The organism is Paracoccus amoyensis (genome assembly GCF_014490725.1).
Lineage (GTDB): Bacteria > Pseudomonadota > Alphaproteobacteria > Rhodobacterales > Rhodobacteraceae > Paracoccus > Paracoccus amoyensis.
In genome coordinates this window covers 317,920-339,519 of sequence record NZ_JACOQL010000004.1, presented here as the reverse complement: position 1 = coordinate 339,519, position 21,600 = coordinate 317,920, and the positions used below count along the sequence as shown (strand labels likewise).

26 protein-coding genes are annotated in these 21,600 nt (G+C 61.2%); 9 read left to right on the top strand and 17 right to left on the bottom strand.

Annotated elements, in window-relative coordinates; translation table 11 throughout:
• Window positions 1-87: 87 nt before the first annotated feature.
• The 10 genes from H4P12_RS14185 to H4P12_RS14140 form a co-directional block, all read right to left on the bottom strand.
• Window positions 88-420, bottom strand: coding sequence for a DUF1491 family protein (locus H4P12_RS14185; protein ID WP_187794314.1), 333 nt, complete (start codon window positions 418-420; stop codon window positions 88-90).
• 3 nt (window positions 421-423) lie between these two features.
• Window positions 424-1,338 (bottom strand): GTPase Era, encoded by a 915-nt coding sequence (gene era / locus H4P12_RS14180; RefSeq protein ID WP_187794313.1) that lies wholly within the window; start codon window positions 1,336-1,338, stop codon window positions 424-426.
• On the bottom strand, window positions 1,335-1,994 hold the full coding sequence (rnc, locus tag H4P12_RS14175) for a ribonuclease III (protein ID WP_425498222.1): 660 nt from the start codon (window positions 1,992-1,994) through the stop codon (window positions 1,335-1,337). The genes era and rnc overlap by 4 nt, the downstream gene beginning before the upstream one ends.
• A 26-nt stretch (window positions 1,995-2,020) precedes the next feature.
• Window positions 2,021-2,812 carry a signal peptidase I gene (gene lepB / locus H4P12_RS14170; protein ID WP_187794545.1) on the bottom strand — a complete coding sequence of 264 codons (792 nt, stop codon included), beginning with the start codon at window positions 2,810-2,812 and terminating at the stop codon, window positions 2,021-2,023.
• A gap of 72 nt (window positions 2,813-2,884) precedes the next feature.
• Window positions 2,885-3,304: a holo-ACP synthase gene (gene acpS, locus H4P12_RS14165; RefSeq protein WP_187794311.1), complete on the bottom strand. Its 420-nt coding sequence runs from the start codon at window positions 3,302-3,304 to the stop codon at window positions 2,885-2,887.
• Window positions 3,301-3,771, bottom strand: a complete 471-nt coding sequence (locus tag H4P12_RS14160; protein ID WP_187794310.1) for a hypothetical protein — start codon at window positions 3,769-3,771, stop codon at window positions 3,301-3,303. The genes acpS and H4P12_RS14160 overlap by 4 nt, the downstream gene beginning before the upstream one ends.
• On the bottom strand, window positions 3,768-4,502 hold the full coding sequence (locus H4P12_RS14155) for a pyridoxine 5'-phosphate synthase (RefSeq protein WP_187794309.1): 735 nt from the start codon (window positions 4,500-4,502) through the stop codon (window positions 3,768-3,770). The genes H4P12_RS14160 and H4P12_RS14155 overlap by 4 nt, the downstream gene beginning before the upstream one ends.
• A gap of 26 nt (window positions 4,503-4,528) precedes the next feature.
• Window positions 4,529-5,356, bottom strand: coding sequence for a 4-(cytidine 5'-diphospho)-2-C-methyl-D-erythritol kinase (locus tag H4P12_RS14150; protein WP_187794308.1), 828 nt, complete (start codon window positions 5,354-5,356; stop codon window positions 4,529-4,531).
• Between the two features lie 3 nt (window positions 5,357-5,359).
• Complete coding sequence (locus tag H4P12_RS14145) at window positions 5,360-7,225, bottom strand: tetratricopeptide repeat protein (RefSeq protein ID WP_246449297.1); 1,866 nt, start codon at window positions 7,223-7,225, stop codon at window positions 5,360-5,362.
• An 87-nt stretch (window positions 7,226-7,312) separates the two neighbouring features.
• Window positions 7,313-8,968, bottom strand: a complete 1,656-nt coding sequence (locus tag H4P12_RS14140; RefSeq protein WP_187794307.1) for an electron transfer flavoprotein-ubiquinone oxidoreductase — start codon at window positions 8,966-8,968, stop codon at window positions 7,313-7,315.
• Between the two features lie 247 nt (window positions 8,969-9,215).
• Here H4P12_RS14140 and greA point away from each other — a divergent pair, with 247 nt between their 5' ends.
• Window positions 9,216-9,686: a transcription elongation factor GreA gene (gene greA, locus H4P12_RS14135; RefSeq protein WP_187794306.1), complete on the top strand. Its 471-nt coding sequence runs from the start codon at window positions 9,216-9,218 to the stop codon at window positions 9,684-9,686.
• Window positions 9,687-9,690: 4 nt separating this feature from the next.
• Window positions 9,691-10,659: a hypothetical protein gene (locus H4P12_RS14130; RefSeq protein WP_187794305.1), complete on the top strand. Its 969-nt coding sequence runs from the start codon at window positions 9,691-9,693 to the stop codon at window positions 10,657-10,659.
• A 3-nt stretch (window positions 10,660-10,662) separates the two neighbouring features.
• Here the strand turns inward: H4P12_RS14130 and H4P12_RS14125 are convergent, their stop codons facing one another.
• Both H4P12_RS14125 and H4P12_RS14120 read right to left on the bottom strand, forming a co-directional pair.
• Window positions 10,663-11,649 carry a quinone oxidoreductase family protein gene (locus tag H4P12_RS14125; protein WP_187794304.1) on the bottom strand — a complete coding sequence of 329 codons (987 nt, stop codon included), beginning with the start codon at window positions 11,647-11,649 and terminating at the stop codon, window positions 10,663-10,665.
• 213 nt (window positions 11,650-11,862) lie between these two features.
• Complete coding sequence (locus tag H4P12_RS14120) at window positions 11,863-12,255, bottom strand: hypothetical protein (RefSeq protein ID WP_187794303.1); 393 nt, start codon at window positions 12,253-12,255, stop codon at window positions 11,863-11,865.
• A gap of 136 nt (window positions 12,256-12,391) precedes the next feature.
• Here H4P12_RS14120 and H4P12_RS14115 point away from each other — a divergent pair, with 136 nt between their 5' ends.
• Both H4P12_RS14115 and H4P12_RS14110 read left to right on the top strand, forming a co-directional pair.
• Window positions 12,392-13,081 carry an AzlC family ABC transporter permease gene (locus tag H4P12_RS14115; protein WP_187794543.1) on the top strand — a complete coding sequence of 230 codons (690 nt, stop codon included), beginning with the start codon at window positions 12,392-12,394 and terminating at the stop codon, window positions 13,079-13,081.
• Window positions 13,078-13,410 (top strand): AzlD domain-containing protein, encoded by a 333-nt coding sequence (locus tag H4P12_RS14110; RefSeq protein ID WP_187794302.1) that lies wholly within the window; start codon window positions 13,078-13,080, stop codon window positions 13,408-13,410. Before H4P12_RS14115 ends, H4P12_RS14110 begins: the two co-directional genes overlap by 4 nt.
• Here the strand turns inward: H4P12_RS14110 and H4P12_RS14105 are convergent.
• The 4 genes from H4P12_RS14105 to H4P12_RS14090 are packed head-to-tail and all read right to left on the bottom strand — an operon-like array spanning window position 13,398 to window position 16,966.
• Window positions 13,398-14,021, bottom strand: coding sequence for a hypothetical protein (locus H4P12_RS14105; RefSeq protein WP_187794301.1), 624 nt, complete (start codon window positions 14,019-14,021; stop codon window positions 13,398-13,400). The genes H4P12_RS14110 and H4P12_RS14105 overlap by 13 nt on opposite strands.
• A gap of 24 nt (window positions 14,022-14,045) precedes the next feature.
• Window positions 14,046-14,198: an aa3-type cytochrome c oxidase subunit IV gene (locus H4P12_RS14100; protein WP_187794300.1), complete on the bottom strand. Its 153-nt coding sequence runs from the start codon at window positions 14,196-14,198 to the stop codon at window positions 14,046-14,048.
• 51 nt (window positions 14,199-14,249) lie between these two features.
• Entirely contained in the window at window positions 14,250-15,272 is a 1,023-nt protein-coding gene (locus H4P12_RS14095; RefSeq protein WP_343069835.1) for an MBL fold metallo-hydrolase, read from the bottom strand.
• Window positions 15,269-16,966, bottom strand: coding sequence for an acyl-CoA dehydrogenase (locus H4P12_RS14090; RefSeq protein ID WP_187794299.1), 1,698 nt, complete (start codon window positions 16,964-16,966; stop codon window positions 15,269-15,271). The genes H4P12_RS14095 and H4P12_RS14090 overlap by 4 nt, the downstream gene beginning before the upstream one ends.
• 112 nt (window positions 16,967-17,078) lie before the next feature.
• Here H4P12_RS14090 and H4P12_RS14085 point away from each other — a divergent pair, with 112 nt between their 5' ends.
• Window positions 17,079-18,029: an L-threonylcarbamoyladenylate synthase gene (locus H4P12_RS14085; RefSeq protein ID WP_187794298.1), complete on the top strand. Its 951-nt coding sequence runs from the start codon at window positions 17,079-17,081 to the stop codon at window positions 18,027-18,029.
• 6 nt (window positions 18,030-18,035) lie between these two features.
• Here H4P12_RS14085 and H4P12_RS14080 read toward each other — a convergent pair whose 3' ends face one another.
• On the bottom strand, window positions 18,036-19,463 hold the full coding sequence (locus tag H4P12_RS14080) for a Glu/Leu/Phe/Val family dehydrogenase (protein WP_246449296.1): 1,428 nt from the start codon (window positions 19,461-19,463) through the stop codon (window positions 18,036-18,038).
• Between the two features lie 231 nt (window positions 19,464-19,694).
• On the opposite strand from H4P12_RS14080, the gene H4P12_RS14075 reads away from it, so the two are divergent.
• The 4 genes from H4P12_RS14075 (at window position 19,695) to H4P12_RS14060 (ending at window position 21,580) form a co-directional block, all read left to right on the top strand.
• The gene (locus H4P12_RS14075) at window positions 19,695-20,348 is read left to right on the top strand and encodes a TetR/AcrR family transcriptional regulator (RefSeq protein ID WP_187794297.1); all 654 of its coding nucleotides are present in this window, start codon (window positions 19,695-19,697) and stop codon (window positions 20,346-20,348) included.
• Between the two features lie 155 nt (window positions 20,349-20,503).
• Entirely contained in the window at window positions 20,504-20,863 is a 360-nt protein-coding gene (locus tag H4P12_RS14070) for a hypothetical protein (protein ID WP_187794296.1), read from the top strand.
• Window positions 20,864-20,868: 5 nt separating this feature from the next.
• Window positions 20,869-21,153 (top strand): I78 family peptidase inhibitor, encoded by a 285-nt coding sequence (locus H4P12_RS14065; RefSeq protein ID WP_187794295.1) that lies wholly within the window; start codon window positions 20,869-20,871, stop codon window positions 21,151-21,153.
• A gap of 91 nt (window positions 21,154-21,244) precedes the next feature.
• The gene (locus tag H4P12_RS14060) at window positions 21,245-21,580 is read left to right on the top strand and encodes a DUF2794 domain-containing protein (protein WP_187794294.1); all 336 of its coding nucleotides are present in this window, start codon (window positions 21,245-21,247) and stop codon (window positions 21,578-21,580) included.
• Window positions 21,581-21,600 lie beyond the last annotated feature (20 nt).

Here is a 21,600-nt window from a genome sequence, read left to right as displayed (position 1 = left end):
CGGGCCGGCACCAGAGGGCGAAATACCACCCGTATGTCACAGGGAGGGTAACAGCAATTGCACAGCCGAACAGTTACGGCCGAACAGTTACAGCCCGTCTTCGCCCAACAGCACCCGCCCCTCGCGGCTTTCCACCTCGACCACCCACAGATCAGGATCAAAGCCGCGCTGCCGCTGGATCGCCTCATCCACCGCACGCTCTTCCGCCTGTAACGTGATGCGCCAGTCGCGGGTGTCGGTGTCAAAGTCCCATTCCCGCGCCCATAGCTGGGCAGAGCCGTTCAACAGGGCGCATTTGACCAGCACCGCGCCCGCCGTGTTATCGCCATGGGCGGTGACATAGGCGGGAATATTGGCAAGGCCCAGACGTTTCAGATAGGCGGAAACCCAGATTTCGGTGGCGAGACGGGGTTCCGGCATGGATCAGTCGCCATCGCGGAAATCAAGGCCGATCTCGCCATAGCGTTCTGCCTCTTCCTGCCAGTTCTCGCGCACTTTGACCTGCAGGAACAGGTGGACGCGGCGGCCCATGAATTCCTCAAGCTCCAGCCGTGCGGCCTGGCTGACGGATTTGATGGTTTCACCGTGTTTGCCCAGCACGATACCCTTGTGGCCGTCGCGGGCCACGTAGATGATCTGATCCACGCGGGCGCTGCCGTCCTTGCGCTCCTCCCAGGCTTCGGTCTCGACCGTCAGCTGATAGGGGATTTCTTCATGCAGCCGTAGGGTCAGCTTTTCGCGGGTGATTTCAGCGGCGATCATGCGCATGGGCAGGTCGGCGATCTGATCTTCGGGGTAAAGCCACGGGCTGACCGGCAGGTTCGCCGCCAGCCATTCGCGCAGATCGGCACAGCCATACCCACGTTCGGCCGAGATCATGAAGGTCTGGGCAAAGGGATAAGCGGCGTTCAACTCTTGCGACAGGGCCAGCAGCACTTCGGCCTTCACCCGATCGATCTTGTTGATGACCAGCGCGACGGGCGTTTTGCTGTCCATTGCTTTCAGGGACTCGATGATGGCCTTGACACCGTCGGTCATGCCGCGATGCGCTTCGACCAGAAACAAGACGATATCGGCATCCGACGCCCCGCCCCATGCGGCGGCCACCATCGAGCGGTCCAGCCTGCGACGCGGGCGAAAGATGCCGGGGGTGTCGACAAAGACGATCTGGGCGTCCCCTTCGATGGCGATGCCGCGGATACGGGCGCGCGTCGTCTGCACCTTATGGGTGACGATACTGACCTTGGCGCCGACCATCTGGTTCAGCAGGGTTGATTTCCCGGCATTCGGTTCGCCAATCAGGGCGACAAAGCCAGCACGGGTTTCGGTGTCGGTCATTGGCCGCCCTCCAGCCGGGACAGCAATTTCTGCGCGGCTTCCTGTTCGATGCTACGTTTGGTGCCCGCGCCTTTGGCGTCGGCCATGCTGCCATCGTCAAGGCGCACGGTAATGTGGAACACGGGCGCATGGTCCGGGCCACTGCGGGCGGTTTGTTCATAGGCAGGCGGCTGCATGCCATGCGCCTGCGCCCATTCCTGCAACGCGGTCTTGGCATCGCGGGGGTCGTCGTCGATGCTGGCAAGGCGGGTTGCCCACAGACGCAGGATCACCTGTTCCGCAGCTGAAAAACCGCCATCCAGATAGATCGCGGCCAGAACCGCCTCCATCGCGTCTGCCAGCAAGGCATCCTTGCGACGTCCGCCGGACATCATCTCGGACCGGCCCAGTTTCAGCACATCGCCCAGACCGATATCGCGGGCAACTGCGGCGCAGGTTTCCCCCCGAACCAAGGTGTTATAGCGGGGGGCAAGCTGGCCTTCCTGCGCGGCCTTGTCGGCTTTGAACAGCGCCTCGGCCATCACAAGGCCAAGCACGCGGTCGCCCAGAAACTCCAACCGCTGATTGTCGGGCCGCGTCGCCGTCGCGATAGAGCCGTGCGTCAACGCACGGATCAGCAGTTCCGGTTGAGCGAATTCATAGCCCAAGCGACCCATGAAGGCCTGTATGTCAGCACCCGGCCTCAATCGACCGCCCTGAAGAAACGGTCGCCACGCCAGGTCCAGAAATACAGAAGCGAACGTCCAGCGGATGAGAACATGATCCGGTCAGCGCGACCGATCAGATATTCTGCGGGGACAAAGCCAAGGCCACCAACTTCCTGCGGGAAGCGGGAGTCTTCGGAATTGTCGCGGTTATCGCCCATGAAGAAATACTGGCCTTCGGGAACGGTAAAGGTTGGGGTGTCATCAGCCACCCATCCATCCACGATGTTCAGAATATCATGGCTGACGCCGTTCGGCAGGGTTTCGGTAAAGCGTTGCTTGTGGCAGGCGCCACCTTCGGCCACAGGGTCATTCACGCAGCGCGGAACCAGCCCCTGCGGACCCTGCACTTCCTTGGTCTCGACAAAATCTTCCTGCTGCGTGACCGGCACTTCCTCGCCATTGATCCACAGACGGCCACCGCGCATCTGGATGGTGTCGCCGGGTAGTCCTATCAGGCGCTTGATGAAGTCAACGCCTTGGGTCGGGTGTCGAAACACGACGACATCGCCGCGCTCAGGCTCGCTGCCCAGAATGCGGCCGCTGATGGGGCACAGCGCGAAGGGGCAGGAATATTGGGAATAGCCATAGGCCATCTTGTTGACGAACAGGAAATCACCGATCAGCAGGGTGTCTTTCATGCTGCCCGAGGGAATCCAGAAAGGTTGGAAAAACAGCGTGCGGAATATCCCCGCAATGACCAGCGCCCAGAAGATCGTCTTGACCGTCTCCCACACACCTTCCTTTTTCTTCGCTGCTTTTTCGGCCATCATGTCGTCCTTTGGCGTTGCGCTGGCCAGTCGGCCGCATCGCGCGTTCATGGTCCCCGCTTGGGGGCAAAGTCAAGGTTTTGCGGGGCTGTTTGCGGTCGGAAGCGCCTCGATCACCACAAAAGCCTGTGCCCAGGGGTGATCGTCGGTCAAGGTGACGTGGACGATGGCGTCATGACCGGGCGGCGTCATCTGTCGCAGCTTTTCCGCAGCCCATCCGGTCAGGTGCATGACGGGCTGTCCGCTGCGCAGATTGCTGACCGCCATGTCACGCCAACTGATCCCCATGGCCAACCCGGTGCCAAGCGCCTTGGAACAGGCTTCCTTCGCAGCCCACCGTTTCGCAAGGGTTCCCGCCTCATCCTTGCGGCGGCGGGCCTTGGCCAGTTCGATATCGGTAAACACACGATTGCGGAAGCGATCCCCAAAACGGTTCAAGGTGCCCTGAATCCGGTCGATATTCGCAAGATCGGTGCCGATGCCAAGGATCATTCGCCGCTGACCTCGGCCATGATTTCGCCCGTCTGCTGATTGATCGTGATGTTTAGTTCGCCATGATCGCCATCGGCCGTATCAGGATTGAACACCTGAATCGGGAACGCAATCTGCAAGCCGGTTTGCGGATTATAGGCCGCCTGCCGCCCGGAAAAATCGACGCTCATGAACCCGCTGGGCCAGCCTTCGCTGTCCGGCGGTCCGCTGAATGACACGGTTTTGCACTGACGTTCGCCCAATTCATTCAGGGGTGGCGAAATGACCATCAGATGCACCGCTGCCGCCGCAGGTTCCAGTGTGTCCAGAATGGCCAGCCGGACGTTGCCATCGGCATAGGTGGCCGTGCTGTCTTCCCATGGCTCGGGCAGGTTGCGGGCCGAGGTCCATTCCCCGCAATCGCCAACCGATTGCGCAAAGGCAGGACCGGTCGTCAACAACAGGATGGGGAGCAGAAGGGTTTTCATGTCCGGGCTTCCTTCATGCAGCGGCGCATTTCGCGGATCGCATCGGCAAGTCCCACAAACATCGCCTCACCCATCAGAAAATGCCCGATGTTCAGTTCGGCGATCTGCGGAATCGCGGCAATCGGGCCGACATTGCTGTAGGTCAGGCCATGACCTGCATGCACCTCTAGCCCAAGCGCGGCGGCAAGTTCGGCCCCACGGATCAGACCGGCCAGTTCCGCGTCACGTTCGGCAATCCGGCCCTCGGTGTCGAAATCGCAATAGGCGCCGGTATGCAGTTCAATCACCGCCGCCCCGATCCGGGCCGAGGCCTCGATCTGCGCCGGTTCATGCCCGATGAACATGGATACCCGGCTGCCAGCTTCGCGCAGCGGCGCAATGAAATCGGCCATATAGGCTTCGTTCCCGGCCACGTCCAAACCGCCCTCTGTGGTGCGTTCCTCTCGCTTTTCCGGCACCACGCAGACCGCATGGGGGCGATGGCGCAGGGCGATGGCCTGCATTTCAGGCGTCGCGGCCATTTCAAGGTTCAGCGGCAGCGACAACTCACGCATCAGCGCGTCGATATCGGCATCGCGAATATGGCGGCGATCTTCGCGGAGATGGGCGGTGATGCCGTCCGCGCCCGCCTGTTCGGCCAAAATGGCGGCGCGCAGCGGGTCGGGCCATGGCGTGCCACGGGCGTTACGAACCGTTGCGATATGGTCGATGTTCACTCCTAAACGCAGCATGGCCCCTCTCGTGTGTTTGACCCAATCTAGCGTTGTGGCAGCGGCTGTGCCAGTTCCGTTGCAACGGCCCACCAGCCATGCTGTTTCAACGATTGCGCAGCCATCTCGGCCTTGGCAGGGCTGTCATAAAGGCCAAAGCAAGTCGCGCCCGATCCGGACATCCGTGAAAATATGGCACCAGAGGCAGCCAGCACCTGCAGCACATCGCTGATCTGCGGGCAAATCTGGCAGGCCGGGGCCTCCAGATCGTTCCGGGTCCGTGTCAGCCAATTCACCAGCCCCGTCAGATCATTGAATTTCGGGATCGGCGGCAGGGGTGGGTTGTCGCGCGTCGCCATCGCCTTGAAAACCTGCGGCGTGGAAACCCCGACACCGGGGTTGACCAGCACCAAGGGAAGTGCAGGCAGCGCGGACAGTGGTGTTATGATTTCCCCCACGCCCTGCATCCGGGCGGGGGCAGACAGCAGACAGACCGGCACATCCGCACCCAGCTTTTCCGGTGCGTCGGGCAGCAGATGGCCCATTCGCGCCAAACCGCGCAATACCGCCGCCGCATCGGCAGAGCCACCACCGATGCCCGATGCGACCGGCAGGTTCTTGGTCAATGAGATCGAGACATCAGCCCCCACCAGCCGGGCTGCACGCAGGCACAGATTGTCGCCATCAGAATCCAGCCCCGCCGCAAACGGCCCATCGATTTGCAACGATAAAGGGCCGGGGCGCAGGCGAAGCTGATCGCCCGCCTTGGCAAAGACGACCAGCGAATCCAGCAGGTGATAGCCGTCGTTGCGGCGTCCCGTGACATGCAGCGCAAGGTTCAGCTTGGCCGGGGCAGGTTCGACCAGATCGGACATGGATCAGTTGGCGTTCGCGGCCTGTGGTTGCTCGATCGGCGCGGATCCCTGCGGCTGATGACCCGAGGCTTTTTCCTCGGCCAGAACCGCGTCCAGGCCACGCTCAAGCTTGGCCCGGATGCGGTCGGGATCGACATCACCTGCATCGGTCGGCTTCAACGAAAGCGCACGCTGCCATTGGATTTCTGCCTCGCGATGACGGCCAACCATCCAGTAGATGTCGCCCAAATGGTCATTGACCAGCGGATCTTGCGACATCGTGCCGATTGCCCGTTCCATCGGTTCCACCGCTTCTTCAAAGCGGCCAAGACGGAAATAGGCCCATGCCAGCGAGTCCTGAATATAGCCGTCATCCGGTGACAGCTCGACCGCTTTCTGGATCATCTCCAACCCGCGATCCAGATTCACATTCCGGTCGATCCAGCTGTAACCCAGATAGTTCAGCAGGCTGGCCTGATCAGGACGCAGTTCGATTGCGGCGAGCAAATCCTGCTCGGCCCGTTCAAACTGACCTGCGCGTTCCAAGGCAATGCCGCGCGCGTAAAGCGGGAACCACTTCGCCTCTTGCGGGGCATCATCCAGCAAAGCCATGGCCTTGTCATAGGCGGGAATGGCCTGTTCGAATTTTTCCGTCTGACGCAGCAAATCGCCCTGTGCGATCCACGCTTGGGGCAGGTCGGGATAGGCAGCCGTCAGGGCCAAGGCGGCCTTTTCAGCCTCATCCCGGCGGTCGGCGCGGGATAGCGCGTCGATGCGACCAAGTTCGGCTACGGGGCGCATCTGCCCCATGCGGCGCAATGCCTCGAATTCCGGTTCGGCCAGGTCAAATTGCTGACGATCCTGCAACAGTTGCGCCATCATCAACCGGGCTTCGGCGGTATCGGGCGACAGCCAGACGGCAAGGCGCGCATAGATCAGCGATAACGGCTCTGGCTCGGGGCTGGTTGCCAGCGCGGTGGACAGTGTCAGAAACACTTGCGAAATGCCATCCGCTGCGGTTTTCACCACATCAAAGCTGACCGGCTCGCCATCGGCGATACGGTTGCGCAACGCCAGAAGCTGCGGCTCGGCCTCAAGCCCCGGAATGTTGTCCAGCATGGCAACCGCCTCATCGCGACGGTCAAGCTGGGTCAGCACCTCGGCCCGTGCGGTAAAGCCCAACACATGCGCCCCGGTTGCCGGATCTGCCAACAGAGTCTCGGCGCCTTCGTAATCGCCGACCATCGCGCGTGCCAACGCAAGGTGATAGTTGACCATCGGTGCAACGCCGGGGGTGCCGCTGGCCAGATCTTCAAATTCCTGCAACGCATCCTGCGCCCGACCCGCCCCCAGCAAGGCCCAGGCACTTAACATACCGTCCAGAAGATCCGCTTCGGGCGCCGCGCCATCGGCTTTGGTATCCAACGAATCCAACAAGCCCTGCCAATTGCCGCTATGGGCAAGCTCGGCCCGTTGGATCAGGCCGGAAAATTCGGTCGGCGCACCTTCGGTCGCGATCTGATCCGACAGCTTTACGGCGCGGTCGATATCGCCTGCCGAAACCAGGGCAACCAGGGCGCTGTCCTGCAGAAAGCGATCTTCCGGATCATGGGCCACGGCCTGCACGAAATACCGCGCGGCAGCGATGAAATTATTTTCCACGGTTGCCATACGCGCGGCCAGATACGGACCAGCCAGACCAAAGGTCAGTGGCGCGGGCGGTGTTTTCGGTTCCTGTTCAGGGGCTTGGGCGGTCGTCGCATCGGGCTGCTGATCGCCTTCCTGCGTCGGTTCGGGACGCGGTGCCGGGCGCTGCTGCGCGGCGGCAGGCAAGGCCAACCCCGCCATAAGCACAGCGATAAGGGCCAGATTCGGGCGAGTATTGGTCAAGGCGTCGATCCCGGAAAATCACAAAAGCGTTCCGCAGACCCTAACCCTGACAGGCGGGGCAAGCAATCGCTGTGCCCCGCGAAAAGATCACATATTCGGGTAATTCGGCCCATCTCCGCCTTGCGGCGTGGTCCAGACGATATTCTGCGAGGGGTCTTTGATATCGCAGGTTTTGCAATGGACGCAGTTCTGGAAGTTGATCTGGAAGCGCGGACCGTTGCTGTCTTCGATCACCTCATAGACGCCGGCCGGGCAGTAGCGTTGCGCGGGTTCGGCATATTGCGGCAGGTTCACGCTGATCGGAATGCTGGGATCTTTCAGCTTCAGATGGCTGGGCTGGCTTTCTTCATGGTTGGTAAAGCTGAAGGCCACGTTGGTCAGTCGGTCGAAGGACAGTTTCCCATCGGGCTTGGGATAGTCGATCGGCTTGAAATCGGCAGCCTTGCCGGTCGCTGCCGCATCGGTCTTGCCGTGCTTCCATGTGCCCAGCGGGTTCCAGCCGGTCAGGTTCGCGACCCACATGTCAAAGCCACCAAGCGCCAGACTTGGCCACAGCCCCAATCTGGACCAGATCGGCTTCACATTGCGGACCTTTTTCAGATCCTTGGCGATATCGCCGCTGCGCACGGCCTTGTCATAATCGGTCAGCCGGTCGCCTTCGCGGCCCGCAGCCAGTGCCGCCGCCGCCGCATCTGCCGCCTCGATCCCCGAAATCATGGCGTTATGGTTGCCCTTGATCCGCGGCACGTTGACCAGACCGGCCGAGCAGCCCAGCAACACACCGCCATCGAAGGAAAGCTCGGGAATGGATTGCCAGCCGCCCTCGGTGATCGCGCGAGCGCCATAGGCGACGCGCTTGCCCCCCGCCAGCAGCTCGGCAACCATCGGGTGATGCTTGAAACGCTGAAATTCCATGTAGGGATAGAGGTAAGGGTTTTGGTAGTTCAGATGGACAACGAAGCCGACCAGCACCTGATTATCCTCGAAGTGATAGATGAAGCTGCCACCACCCGCATTGCTGCCAAGAGGCCAGCCCATCGTGTGCACGACCCGGCCTTTCTTGAATTTGGCGGGATCGACTTCCCAGATTTCCTTCATGCCGATGCCGAATTTCTGCGGCTCGTGTCCGTCCGACAGGTTCAGTTTGGTGATGATTTCCTTGGCCAGCGACCCGCGCACACCCTCGGCGATAAAGACGTATTTGCCGTGCAATTCCATGCCGGGTTCATACATCGGGCCGGGGGTGCCGTCGGCGTTCAGTCCCATTTCGCCGGCAACGACGCCACGCACACGATTGCCGTCCCAGACGATCTGGCTGGCGGCCATGCCGGGGAAAATCTCGACCCCCAGACCTTCGGCCTGTTCGGCCAGCCAGCGGCAGACATTGCCCATGCTGACGATGTAATTGCCGTGATTGTTCATCAGGGGCGGCATCGGCCAGTTCGGCACGCGCATCTGCCCGCCCTCGCCCAGCACATAGAAATTGTCGTCGTCGACTTCGGTGCTGATCGGCGCGCCCTTTTCCTTCCAGTCAGGGATCAGGCGGTTCAGGCCCGAAGGGTCCAGCACCGCGCCCGACAGGATATGCGCCCCGACTTCCGAGCCTTTTTCCAGCACCACCACCGAAATTTCAGGGTCGAGCTGCTTCAGCCGGATCGCTGCCGATAACCCGGCAGGACCAGCCCCCACGATCACGACGTCATATTCCATCGACTCGCGTTCGTTCTGTGGCGCATCCGTCATGGCTCGGCTTCCTCCTGGCTCCTGTGTCGGACCAATCACTAACCTGCCCTGACGCTTGGGGCAATTGTGACGCGGGGGTGCAAATGGCCGAAAATGGCCGTTTCTGAATCCGGCGGGCTTGCAAAGGTCCGGAAATTCGGTTCTCGTTAGTCTGGAAACTGATTTCGCGCCCCTGCCATTCCGAATGGCGGGGGCGTTCACTTAGCATCTGCAAGGCACAGCGAAGACCCATAAGGACAGGGCACCGATGGATAAGATACCGATGACTCGTGGTGGCGCAGACGCGCTGGAACGGGAACTGAACGAACTGAAGTCGAAAGAACGCCCCGCGATCATCCGTCAGATCGCCGAGGCACGCGAACATGGCGACCTGTCCGAGAATGCGGAATATCACGCCGCCCGCGAAAAGCAGGGCTTTATCGAAGGCCGCATCAAGGAATTGGAAGCGATTCTTTCGCGGGCCGAAGTGATCGATCCGTCAAAATTCTCCGGCTCGATCAAGTTCGGTGCCACCGTCGATCTGATCGACGAGGATACCGAGGAAGAACGGACCTACCAGATCGTAGGCGAGCCAGAGGCCGATATCGAACGCGGGCTGCTGAACATCCGTTCACCACTGGCGCGTGCGCTGATCGGCAAGGAGGAAGGCGATAGCGTGGACGTCACCACCCCCGGCGGCATCCGCAGTTACGAGATCCTCCGCGTCCGCTTCAATTAATTCCATGACTTTACTTCAACGCATCACCTCGCTGGCACAGCGCGATTCCCTGTCCATGATCGGGCTTGCGGTAACGGCTGTCTGGCTGCTTCTGCTGTTGCTGTTCTGGTTACTGGCACCAGCAAATGACGACAGCAGGGGCGGTCTTGCGACATTGCTGGGAATTATGGGTGTGGTTCTGCCCGTGGTGCTGATCTGGCTGGCCGTCGGGCTTGCCCGCGCGATTTCAACCCTGCAGGCCGAGGCTGCGGACCTGCGCGCTCGCATGTCACAGATCCGCACCGGCGGTATTGCATCGCCATCGGCCCTTGCCCCGAGCTCTGCCCCGTCCTCTGCCCGGCCACAGCAGCCCGACACCGCGCTTGGGGAATCGGGTGTGCGGATGATCACGCAGACACAACCAGCGCGACCGGCCCAGACCATCCCACGCCCAACTCGTCCGGCCGATGCCCGGCAGCAAGCCCTGAGCTTTGACGCGCCGGAACAGGTCTCTGTCACGCCGCAGACCATGATCCTTGCGCTGAATTTTCCAGATGGCCCGGACGATGTCGATGCGATCACCGCCCTGCGTGCCGCATTGAAAGATCACGGGAATTCCCGCGTGCTGCGTGCCGCACAGGATGTGATCACCCTGCTGGCTGGCCATGATGTCTATATGGACGACCTGCCGACCGAGCCTGTGGATATCGAGGCATGGCGACGCTTTGGCGAAGGCGTTCGCGGCGCATCGGTTGCAGGCGTTGGTGGCATCCATGATGCCACCGCCCTTGAAATGACCGGCGCCTATCTGCGCGGGGATGAGATTTTTCGCGATACAGCGCATCACTTCATGCGCCAGTTCGACGTGACCGCAACCCGGCTGATGGCAGAACTGGATGACGAACAGATTGTGATGCTGGCCGATTCCCGTTCGGCCCGCGCCTTCATGCTTTTGGGGCGCGTCGCCGGGGTCTTTGATCAGACCCCGGACTGAGGGTCAGGGCAACAGCACGACCGATCCGATCGTGCGCCGTCCCTCGACATCCGCATGTGCCTTTTGCACGTCAGCCAGCGGATAGGTGGTGATCCTGGGCGGCTTGACATCGCCCTTGCGAATGGCGCGGAACAGATTATCGGCCCCCGCCTGATATTCGTCCCGGACATTGGTATAATGCGCAATGGACGGCCGGGTCAGGTAAAGCGAGCCTTTCGCGCCAAGCGTGCCAACCCCGACCGGCGGGATCGGGCCAGATGCTTCACCGAAACTGACCATCAGGCCGCGTTGACGCAGGCTGTTCAGCGATTTGTCAAACGTATCAGCCCCGACGGAATCGAAAACCACATCGACGCCGCGTCCCTTGGTCAGGCGTTTGACCTCTGCCTCAAAATCCTGCTCGTTGTAGTTGATGACATAATCGCAGCCATTGGCCCGGGCGATTTCGGCCTTTTCCTCGGATCCGACGGTCGCGAAAACCGTCGCGCCAATGCGATGCATCCAATGGGTCGCGATGGACCCCACGCCGCCGGCCGCCGCGTGAAACAGCACCAGATGACGCTTTCTGATCGGCGCACAGCGATGGATCAGATATTCGGCGGTCAGCCCCTTGAAGATGATTGCCGCCAGTTCGGCATTGCCGATCCCTTCCGGCGCTGCCAGCGCACGGGCGGCAGGCAGGTTTCGCATCGTGGCATAGGCACCGGGCGGGCCGCCGACATAGGCGATGCGCTGACCGACCTCAAAATCCGTGACGCCGCGGCCGATGGCCGTGATCTCTCCGACGCCTTCAACGCCCAGACCGCTGGGCAGCGGCAATGGCGCGCCATAGCCACCGCGACGGTGGTAGATATCAAGAAAGTTCAGCCCGATGGCGGTTTGCCTGATCTGGATCTCACCTTCGCCGGGTGACGGCAGGTCAACCTCTTGAAAGGTCAGGACTTCCGGTGATCCGGTTTGTTCAAGGCGAACGGCCTGTGCTTGCGTCATGATCCCTCCAGTTCGGTCATCAGATATGGTGGGCAGCAAATCGGCTTGCAGGGCACAGCGCAACCCAAATCGGAACCATGCGTCAAACCGCGCGGCGCATCACGACCACCTGCCCCGCCCATGGCCAGCCATAGCGGCCACGCGCGACCTCGGAAAAACCAAGGGCGCGATAAAAGGCGATGGCGGGTGTGTTGCGGGCCAAGACCTCGGCCCTCAATCCGGGGCGGTTGGCCTGTTTCGCGCGGGCCATACCTTCGACCAGAAGTGCGCGCCCGGTGCCGCACGGCGGTTCCGCGTCACGATGCCATCGATCACCAGATCGCCGGTCGGCGGAGCGGCACGATACAGCCAGCGCACCGCCAGCGATTGCGTCAGAAGAAACCCCCCATCAGAATCCCGCAATCCCATGATTCCGGCCAATTCCCCCCGACCGTCAATGGCGGCTACGCCATGCGCGGGACAGACGCTGGGCAGCCGCCGTTGCAGGCGCCGCGGGCCAAAACTGCGCCACCACATGCGCGTGGCGTCGGTCAGGTAAGCTGCGGGAATCGGGCTGGCGATCTGCATGTTTTGTGGCCCGCCAACTTGCTTCTTGTTCTGCGTCATGACAGCAAGGTGCCGCGAACCATCCGAAAGCGAAAGCGCAATGTCTCCGACCCCGGCTCCGCGCCCCGATCATCAGCAACCGGTCGCCGATGACCCGGTGATCACACGCGCCCTGTCACGAACCCCGCGAGAGGCGATGGTTCACGGCATGGTCCAATCGATCCCGTTTTTGATCGTGATCATCCCTTTCGGGCTTCTGTTCGGGGTCGTCGCGATGGAAGCCGGGATGGATATCCTGCAAGTTATGGGCTTTTCGATTCTGGTGCTCGCGGGGGCGTCACAGTTCACCGCCGTGCAACTTATCAGCGAAAACACCCCGGCGATCATTGTCGTCATTTCGGCGCTGGCCGTGAATCTGCGGATGGCGATGTATTCGGCATCGCTGGTGCCCTGGCTGGGCGAGGCCAGCAACAGGCAAAAGGCATGGGTCGCCTATTCCATGATCGACCAGACCTATGTTCTGTCGATCCAGCATTACGAAAAATATCCGCGCCTGACACTGACGCAGCGGCTGGCCTATTTCGCGGGCGCGGCGATCGCCGTTTGCGGGCCGTGGATGATCGCGACATGGCTGGGCGCGACGCTGGGCAATGCGATCCCCGATGATATGGCGCTGGATTTCGCGGTGCCGATCACCTTTATCGCGATGATCGCGCCGATGCTGCGGACGCCCGCGCATCTGGCAGCCTGCTTTGTCGCCATCGTCGCGGCACTTCTGTTCGCGGGCATGCCATCGGGTCTTGGCCTGCTGGTCGCGGCGCCGCTTGGGATGATGGCCGGGGCTTATGTCGAGGTCTGGACCGAAAAGCGGAGGAAACCGGCATGAGCGGCGGTTACAGCGATCTGCAAATCTGGATCGTCATTGTTATTCTGGGAATCGGGACGTTCCTGCTGCGCTGGTCTTTCCTCGGCTCGCTCGGCAATCGCGAGATCCCAGAATGGGCGTTGCGGATGCTGCGCTATACGCCGGTCGCGGTGCTGCCTGCGCTGGTTGCGCCGCTGGTGACATGGCCCGCGGCGACCGGGGGCGAACCCGATCCCGCGCGCCTGTCGGCGGCGGCGGCAACCCTGATTGTCGGCATCCTGACCCGCAATGTGATCGCAGCGATCATCGCGGGGGCAGGAACGCTGGCGCTGATGCTTTACCTTCTGTAACCCGTCATCGTGCCATCCTTCTGGCGCAGCAGGACATCGTGGTTATTGGCCGGATCGCCGTCACGGTGATGCTTGGATTCCACGCCGGGAAGCGTCCGGAACCATTCACGCAGCTTGATCGGCGAAAAGCCGGACGGCGCGCCCTGAAACCCCGGCACACCGCGCAGCACTGCGCTGCTGGCGACCGCGCAAAAGCTTTTGTTCGCCGCCCCGTTCGCTTCGGCCCGACGAATGGCCAGATCGGCAACCTCGCGACTGACATAAACCTTGTCCTCGGCGACCCAATAGGTGCTGCGGGCATGGTAGTCGATATAGAAGTTCTTGTAGTTATCCGTGATCCCATACAGCACATCATGCCGTTCAGGGATATAGGGATGGTTCCAACTGCCCGCCGGATCATAGATCACGCGTTGGCTGCCGTTGATCATCAACGCCGAATGGCCGCCTTCGCCGCGCGGAATACCGATCACCGTGAACAGGGTGATCGACGGAGGCTCGCCCGAGACGAAACGCGCCTTGCGCACCGCTTCATCGCTGGCCCAGATATTGTCAGCACCGCAAGCGGCCAGAAAGGCAGGCGCAGCCGCCGCCAGAAACACGCGTCTTTTCATTGATAATTCGCCTTACGCAGCCGATCAGGCGTTAACCAGCGCCATGAAGATCAGGATGACGATGGACACGATGGAACTCCATGTCACCATCTTGATAAAACCGTCAAAAGTCTTCTTGTGCTCGGTAATGTCCATTTTGCCCGGTTCGTAATCGGTCACTTCGTGATGCGAGGCCATGCTGTTCTCCTGTCCGCCTTTCTCATCCGATAGCGGAAAGCGCGCTTTCTGTCACGCCCCCCACAACACTGCGCCGTCAGTTTCGCCGACCTGTTGTATCAATCCCTTATGACGCAGGTAGTTGATATGGGCGACGGCCTCGACCAGGGCCAGACCCAGTTCACCCTGCCCGATCTGACGCTTGAACAGAATGTCAAAGCACCCAACGGCAGTGCGCGCCCCTTTTGTCAGCGCCTTGTCCAGACGGTCCAGCGCGCTGTAATGGTTTTCGATCAATTGTCGCAGCCGGGTGGGCAGACCGGTGAAGGGCAGCTTGTGACCGGGCAGCACCAGATGCCTGGCCTCGGCCAGATCGGACATTTTCTGACAACTCTCCAGCCATTCAGACACAGGATCGGCGTCTGGTTCGGTCGGATAGACCCCCAGATTGGGCGAGATGGATGGCAAAAGCTGATCGCCGCCTATCACCAGATCATCATCCAGCGACCAGAAGGTTGCGTGGCAGGGCGCATGGCCATGCCCCATGACGACACGCCAGCGCCGCCCCCCGAATGCAAGCTGCTGGCCGTCGCTCAAGCGGGTGAAGCCCGGCGGAAACGGATGAACCACATCGGCAAAGTTGAACGGGCGTTCCTTGGCGCGGGCAGCAAGAATATCGGTGGGCATTCCCGCGCGGCGCCAGAATGTCAGCGCCTGTTCCGACGGTTTTTCCTGCACATCCAGCACCAGCATTCGCGCCATCAACCACGCGGTGCGGCTGATCATGAATTCCGCACCGTCCTGGGCCATCAGCCAGCCGGCCAAGCCGATATGATCGGGGTGATGGTGCGTGCCGATAACACGCCGGACCGGACGCCCAGCCAACGGACGCGCGCGCAACACCTGCCAGATTGCGCGGCCGCGTTTGCTGTCAAAGCCGGTATCGACGATGGTCCAGCCATCACCATCATCCAGCGCATAGACATTCACATGATCCAGCGTCATCGGCAGGGGAAGCCGCATCCACAGTACGCCGGGTGCAATCTCGGTTGCGTCCCCCTCGGCCGGGGGCGTGGGGAAGGGGTTGCCGATCACGCCCGGAAATCACCGGCCAGAACGGCATCGTCGATATCGGTCAGATCGGCCAGCCCCGCCTGCGCCTCGACCAGATCGGAGGCGTATCGGGGCAGCACGCGAGCCATGTAGACACGCGCCAGCGCCAGATGATCTGCCCCCCCCGCCTGCACGGCTTTCAGGTGATATGCCCCGCCCAGCACGCGGGCAAAAGCCGACAGATAAGGAACGGCACCGGCAAAGCGTTCGGACAAGTCACGTTCCAGCATGTCCTGTGTTGCTTCGCGCAGCGTCTCGGCTGCCTGCCAGACTTGATTGGCCAATGCCGGATGGGCGGATTGCGCGGCCTTGGCCGCGTCAAGAATTTCGTCCAGCAGACGCATGGCGGCCTCTCCGCCATCCGACAGCTTGCGCCCCACAAGGTCCATCGCCTGAATGCCGTTGGTGCCTTCATAGATCGGGGTGATGCGGACATCGCGCAGATATTGCGCCGCGCCGGTCTCCTCGACATAGCCCATACCGCCATGGACCTGCACGCCGGTATCGGCCACGCGGCAGCCGACATCTGTGCCATAGGCCTTGGCGATCGGCGTCAGGAAAGCGGCGCGGGCCGCCTGATCGGCGTCGCCGGTCGCGATCTGCATGTCGATGGCGGTGGCACAGGCCAGACAGATGGCGCGGGCGGCAAATACCTCGGCCCGCGCTGTGGCCAGCATCCGGCGCACATCGGGGTGCTGGATGATCGGCCCCATCTGGTTGCGCTCTTGGGCATAGGCCACGGCCTGCTGCAACGCGGCTTCCGCCACGCCAACGCCCTGAACGCCCACCCCCAAACGTGCGACGTTCATCATGGTGAACATCGCGGCCATCCCGCCATGTTCCTTGCCAACCAGCCAGCCGGTCGCGCCTTCATAGGACATCACGCAGGTCGGGCTGCCGTGAATGCCCATCTTTTCCTCAAGGCTGACGACCTTCAGCTTGTTGGCCACACCGGGATTGCCGTTTTCATCCGGGATCAGCTTGGGCACCATGAACAGGCTGATGCCTTTGGTCCCCTTGCCGCCGTCGGGCAGACGCGCAAGCACCAGATGACAGACGTTTTCCGTCACATCGCTGTCGCCCCAGGTGATGAATATTTTCTGTCCGGTCACGGAATAGGTGCCGTCGTCATTGCGGTCGGCCCTGGACGACAGGGCGCCAACATCGCTGCCTGCGCCCGGCTCGGTCAGGTTCATCGTGCCCGACCATTCGCCCGAAATCAGCTTGGGCAGATACAATGCCTTCAACTCATCGCTGGCATGATGTTCCAAGGCCTCGATCTGGCCCTGAGTCAGCAGCGGGTTCAGTTGCAGTGCAAGGCAGGCGCCGGCCATCATTTCCGACACCGACATGTTCAGCGCCTGTGGCAAACCCATTCCGCCATATTCGGGGTTGGCGGGCAGCCCGATCCAGCCACCATCGGCAATTGCGCGAAACCCGTCGGCATAGCCGGGGCTGGACCGCAGCTTGCCATTTTCCAGCGCGGCCGGATGTTCGTCGCCATTCCGGTTCAGGCGGGCCAGCACATTGGTTGCCATTTTGCCTGCTTCGGACAGGATCGCCCCGGCAGTTTCAGGCGTGGCATCGACAAAGCGCTCGCTTGCGGCAAGTTCAGGAAACCCGACGATATTGTTCAAGATGAAACTGATCTGCTCGACTGGTGCTTTATAGGCCATCTGCCTCTCCCCCACGCGCGCCTTGGCATTCGCCCGAGTCGCGATTATCAAACTTCATGTGCAGGCATCTTAGGAACCCTGTCGACAGGCTCAACCGAAACCCGGCGTCATAATGAAAACCGAAAGACTGATAGCGGATGACAGCGGCATCGCGCGGGCCGCGGAACTGCTGGCCGCCGGCGAAACCGTCGCGATCCCGACCGAGACGGTTTATGGCCTGGCCGGTGACGCCCACAGCGGCGATGCAGTGGCCCGCATCTATGACGCCAAGGGAAGACCTTCGTTTAATCCGCTGATCGTGCATCTGCCGGATATGGGCGCGGCGAACCAGATTGCGGTGTTCGGCCCCGAAGCTGCGCTGCTGGCCGATGCTTTCTGGCCGGGCGCGCTGACGCTGGTTCTGCCGCTGCGTCCTGATGCAGGTATCGCGTCGCTGGTGACGGCAGGGCTGGACACGATAGCCTTGCGCGTGCCTGCAGATGACACGGCACAACGGTTGCTGCGGCAATTTGGCGGCCCGGTCGCCGCGCCTTCCGCCAACGCATCCGGGCGGATCAGCCCGACCAGCGCGGATCATGTGCTGGACCCGGATGGCGGGCTGAATGGAAGGATCGCGGCCGTGCTGGACGCAGGCCCCTGCCCGGTCGGCGTCGAATCCACCATCGTCGGTTGGGTGCACGGGCAGGCGACCCTGCTGCGCCCCGGCGGCATCCCGGCCGAGGCGATCAAGGCCGCACTTGGCCATGCACTGGCGGGCTTTGTCGCCGATCAGGATGCACCGAACGCGCCCGGTCAGTTGACCAGCCATTATGCCCCGAATGCCAGCCTGCGCCTGAACGCCACCGACATGCGCGACGGTGAAACCCATATCACCTTTGGCAGACCCGGCCCGTTCAGCCTGTCCCCCAATGGCGACCTGACCGAGGCTGCGGCACATCTGTTCGACCTGCTGCGCCGCGCGGATCGCGAAGGAAAACCAATCGCCGTCGATCCCGTTCCCGATCATGGTCTGGGCACGGCGATCAATGACCGATTGCGCCGCGCCGCCGCCCCCAGATCCTAAACCCGCCTACAGGCCCATTGCACGATAGGATTGCGAGATGCGGTCGATCGACACGATATAGGCCGCCGTGCGCAAATCATCGACGCGATCATTGGTATGCCAGATTTCGGCCATGCTTTGAAACGCGCCGCGCATCGTGTCATCCAGACCCGAGCGGACCAATTCCAATTCGCTGGCCCCCCTGAGATACCTGTCCTTGAAGTTGCTGGACAACGTCCAGCCAAGACCCCGATCTGCCGAAAGCCTTTCCAATTCATTCACCAATGTCAGATGTCGGGCTTCCTGTTCGCGCCGTTCCATCCGGCCAAAGCGCATATGCGTCAGGTTCTTGACCCATTCAAAATAAGAAACGGTCACGCCGCCCGCATTCGCATACATGTCAGGGATAATGACAACGCCACGTTTTTTCAGGATGCTGTCGGCCTCGGCCGTTACCGGACCGTTGGCCGCCTCGACAATCAACCGGGTTTGAATCCTGTCGGCATTTTCGGCGTTGATGACACCTTCGACCGCCGCAGGGATCAAGATGTCGCATTCCAACTCCAACGCACCCAGACTGTGCTGCGTATATTCCGCCCCCGGAAAATCGCGCACGCCGCCTGTTTCAGCGATATGCAGACGCAATTCGTCGATGTTCAGCCCGTTCGGATTCATCACCGCGCCATCGCGTTCCGCAACGGCGATAATGCGGGCATCGTCCTCGGTCGAAAGGAACTTGGCCGCGTGATAGCCCACATTGCCCAGGCCCTGCACAACGATACGCTTACCCGCAACGCCCCCTTCGATCCCGGCGGCTTTCATTGCATCGGGATGGCGGAAGAATTCGTGGATCGCGTATTGAACGCCACGGCCCGTCGCCTCGACCCGGCCCGCGATCCCGCCAAAGGACAAGGGTTTGCCGGTCACGCAGCCACGCGCATTGATGTCATCGGGGTGCAGACGCTTATAGGCGTCGGCCATCCACGCCATTTCCCGTTCGCCCGTGCCCATATCCGGAGCGGGCACGTTTTGACTGGGTGAAATCAGGTTTCGCCGCGACAGTTCATAGGTGAAGCGGCGGGTGATCGCCTCTAGCTCATGTTCCTCCCACGCACGCGGATCGATGCACAAACCGCCTTTCGAGCCACCAAACGGAACCTCGACCAATGAGCATTTATACGTCATCAACGCCGCCAGCGCCTCGACCTCATCCTGGGTCACGTCCAGCGAATAACGGATACCGCCCTTCACTGGCTCCATGTGTTCGGAATGAACCGATCTGTATCCGGTGAAGGTGTGTATCTGCCCCCGCAATCGGACGCCAAAGCGCACGGTATAGGTCGAATTGCAGACGCGGATCTTTTCCTCAAGTCCCGGGGCCAGATCCATAAAGCTTGCGGCATGTGTGAACATACGCTCGACAGAGTCGCGAAACGACGTTAGCTCGACTGACATAAGCCCTTCCTCCACTAAATGAACGATTCTCTCTCCCTGATCTTGCAGGCTAGTCGAAGCTGACGCGCTTCGTCACGAAAGACTTGATTATTTTTTACGCAGCGTTGTGCCGTCCCCTCACCGCGCTGATCGGCGCTGCACCGCCGATAGGAATTCAGGCGGAAACCAAATAGTACGTTCGCGCATTATTTAGGCGATCCGCTTGCACAACTAGCACATTCAGGACGAAGCATGACCAAGAAACAGAAGATTAGCCAAGGCCGGAAATTCAATCAGGTGGTTGAAGGCGCTAAAAGCATTTTTCTTCGCGACGGTTACGCGGGTGCCAGCGTCGACGAAATCGCACAAGCGGCCGCCGTGTCGAAAGCCACGCTTTACAGCTACTTTCCCGACAAGAAACTGATGTTCGATGAAGCCATCGGGTCAGAGTTGCGACGCCAAAGCAAGGCGACGCCAATCAGCGTGCCGCCGGACGCGACGGCGCAAGAGGCCATTCCGGCCATTGCACAACAGATCAGCGGCTGGCTGGTCAATCCCGCGACGGTGCATCTGTATCGTATCCACGTTGCTGAAGCGGGCCGGTTTGCAGATCTGGCTGCGGATTACCGCCGCACGATGCGCAAGTTGCTGGTGGACGAATTGCGGCCTCAGTTGGACCGTTGGGTTAAAGCCGGGCAACTTGACATCGACGATACCACGATCGCCGCTGAACAGCTGGTTCGGCTGGCGGGAACAAGTGTCCTTGAAATTGCGCTGTTCGGCAAAAGGGACGCAATCAGCGAGGTCGATGTGAAACGCAGTGCGGATGCGGCCGCCAAGGTGTTCCTGCGCGCCTACCGCCCTACGGGCAACAGCTCTGATCGTCGTCTGACCGCAGCGGAATAAATTGTCGAACAGGCCGTCTGCCGACTGAAGAATCCAAGCAACAATCATGCAATCGTGTGTATATGCTTGGCTTCTCAGTCAGGCGGAAGCGCCCTATAAGTGGCGGGGAAGCTTGATGACATAACAGGCACGAATGAGGGATGAGACGTAGCACCATGACACAGACCAAGATTATCCTGCCGCTGTTGGCCGCGACCGTGGTGCTGGCAGGCTGTATGCCTGCGCCCGCGCCGGCCACGTATCAACAGCCGGTTCCCGCACCGGCGCCCGTTCAGTCTGTTCCCACCGTTGCCAACGGAATCACCGGCCTGCAAGAACGTGAACCGGACCTATGCGGTGCAAAAACCTATTCCAGCGCGCTGAACCAGCCGGGCAGCGTGATCCCGACATTGGGCGTCACCCAAGAATATCGCGTCGTCGAATATCGCGGGATCGAGCCGCAGGAATATGACCCCAACCGGATCGTTTTCCGTCTGGATGCAGGCGGCAATATTACCAACGTTGATTGCGGTTGATGATGATGCGTATTTTCCCCGCCTTGCTGGCGCTGACCGCTGCGGCCCTTGTCGCAGCCTGCGAACCTGTTCCCGTTGACCCTCTGCCAGAAGCGCCCAGCGATGCGTGCCGCGCATCGGCCTATCAGGGCCTGATCGGGCAACCGCGCGCGGTTCTGGATCAGATGAACTTCCCGATCGGCACCCGTCAGATCGGACCGAACGATGCCGTCACCGCAGATTTCCGGGCTGATCGGTTGAATATCGAGTATGGCGAAAGCGGTCGCATCGAAAAGGTCAGCTGCTACTAAGTCCTGCTTCACGAAAGCCTTCAGAAGGCGGCGTTTACCAACGCCGCCTTTTCGCATTGATTTGCAGGACGGCCGATGTCACCATTCCTTCATGTTGAATGCAGCACCGCCCTTTCAAGCTGACCCAGATCGCGTCGTCTTTGACCGTCGGGAACTTGGCTTGATCCTGTCCGTTTATGGCCGCTTTGTCGCCGCCGGAGAGTGGCGCGACTACGCGATGTCATTTCTGAAAGAGGTCGCCGTTTTCAGCGTGTTCCGCCGCGCGACCGAACATCCACTTTATCGGATCGAAAAGCGTCCTCGCCTGCGCGCCTCCCAGGGGATCTATGCCGTGATCGGGATGGATGGCCGCATTCTGAAACGCGGGCACGATCTGGTGCAGGTCTTGCGTGTTCTGGACAAGAAGCTGATCCGGTCCGTGGAGTAAAACCCGCAATTCAGGGGATA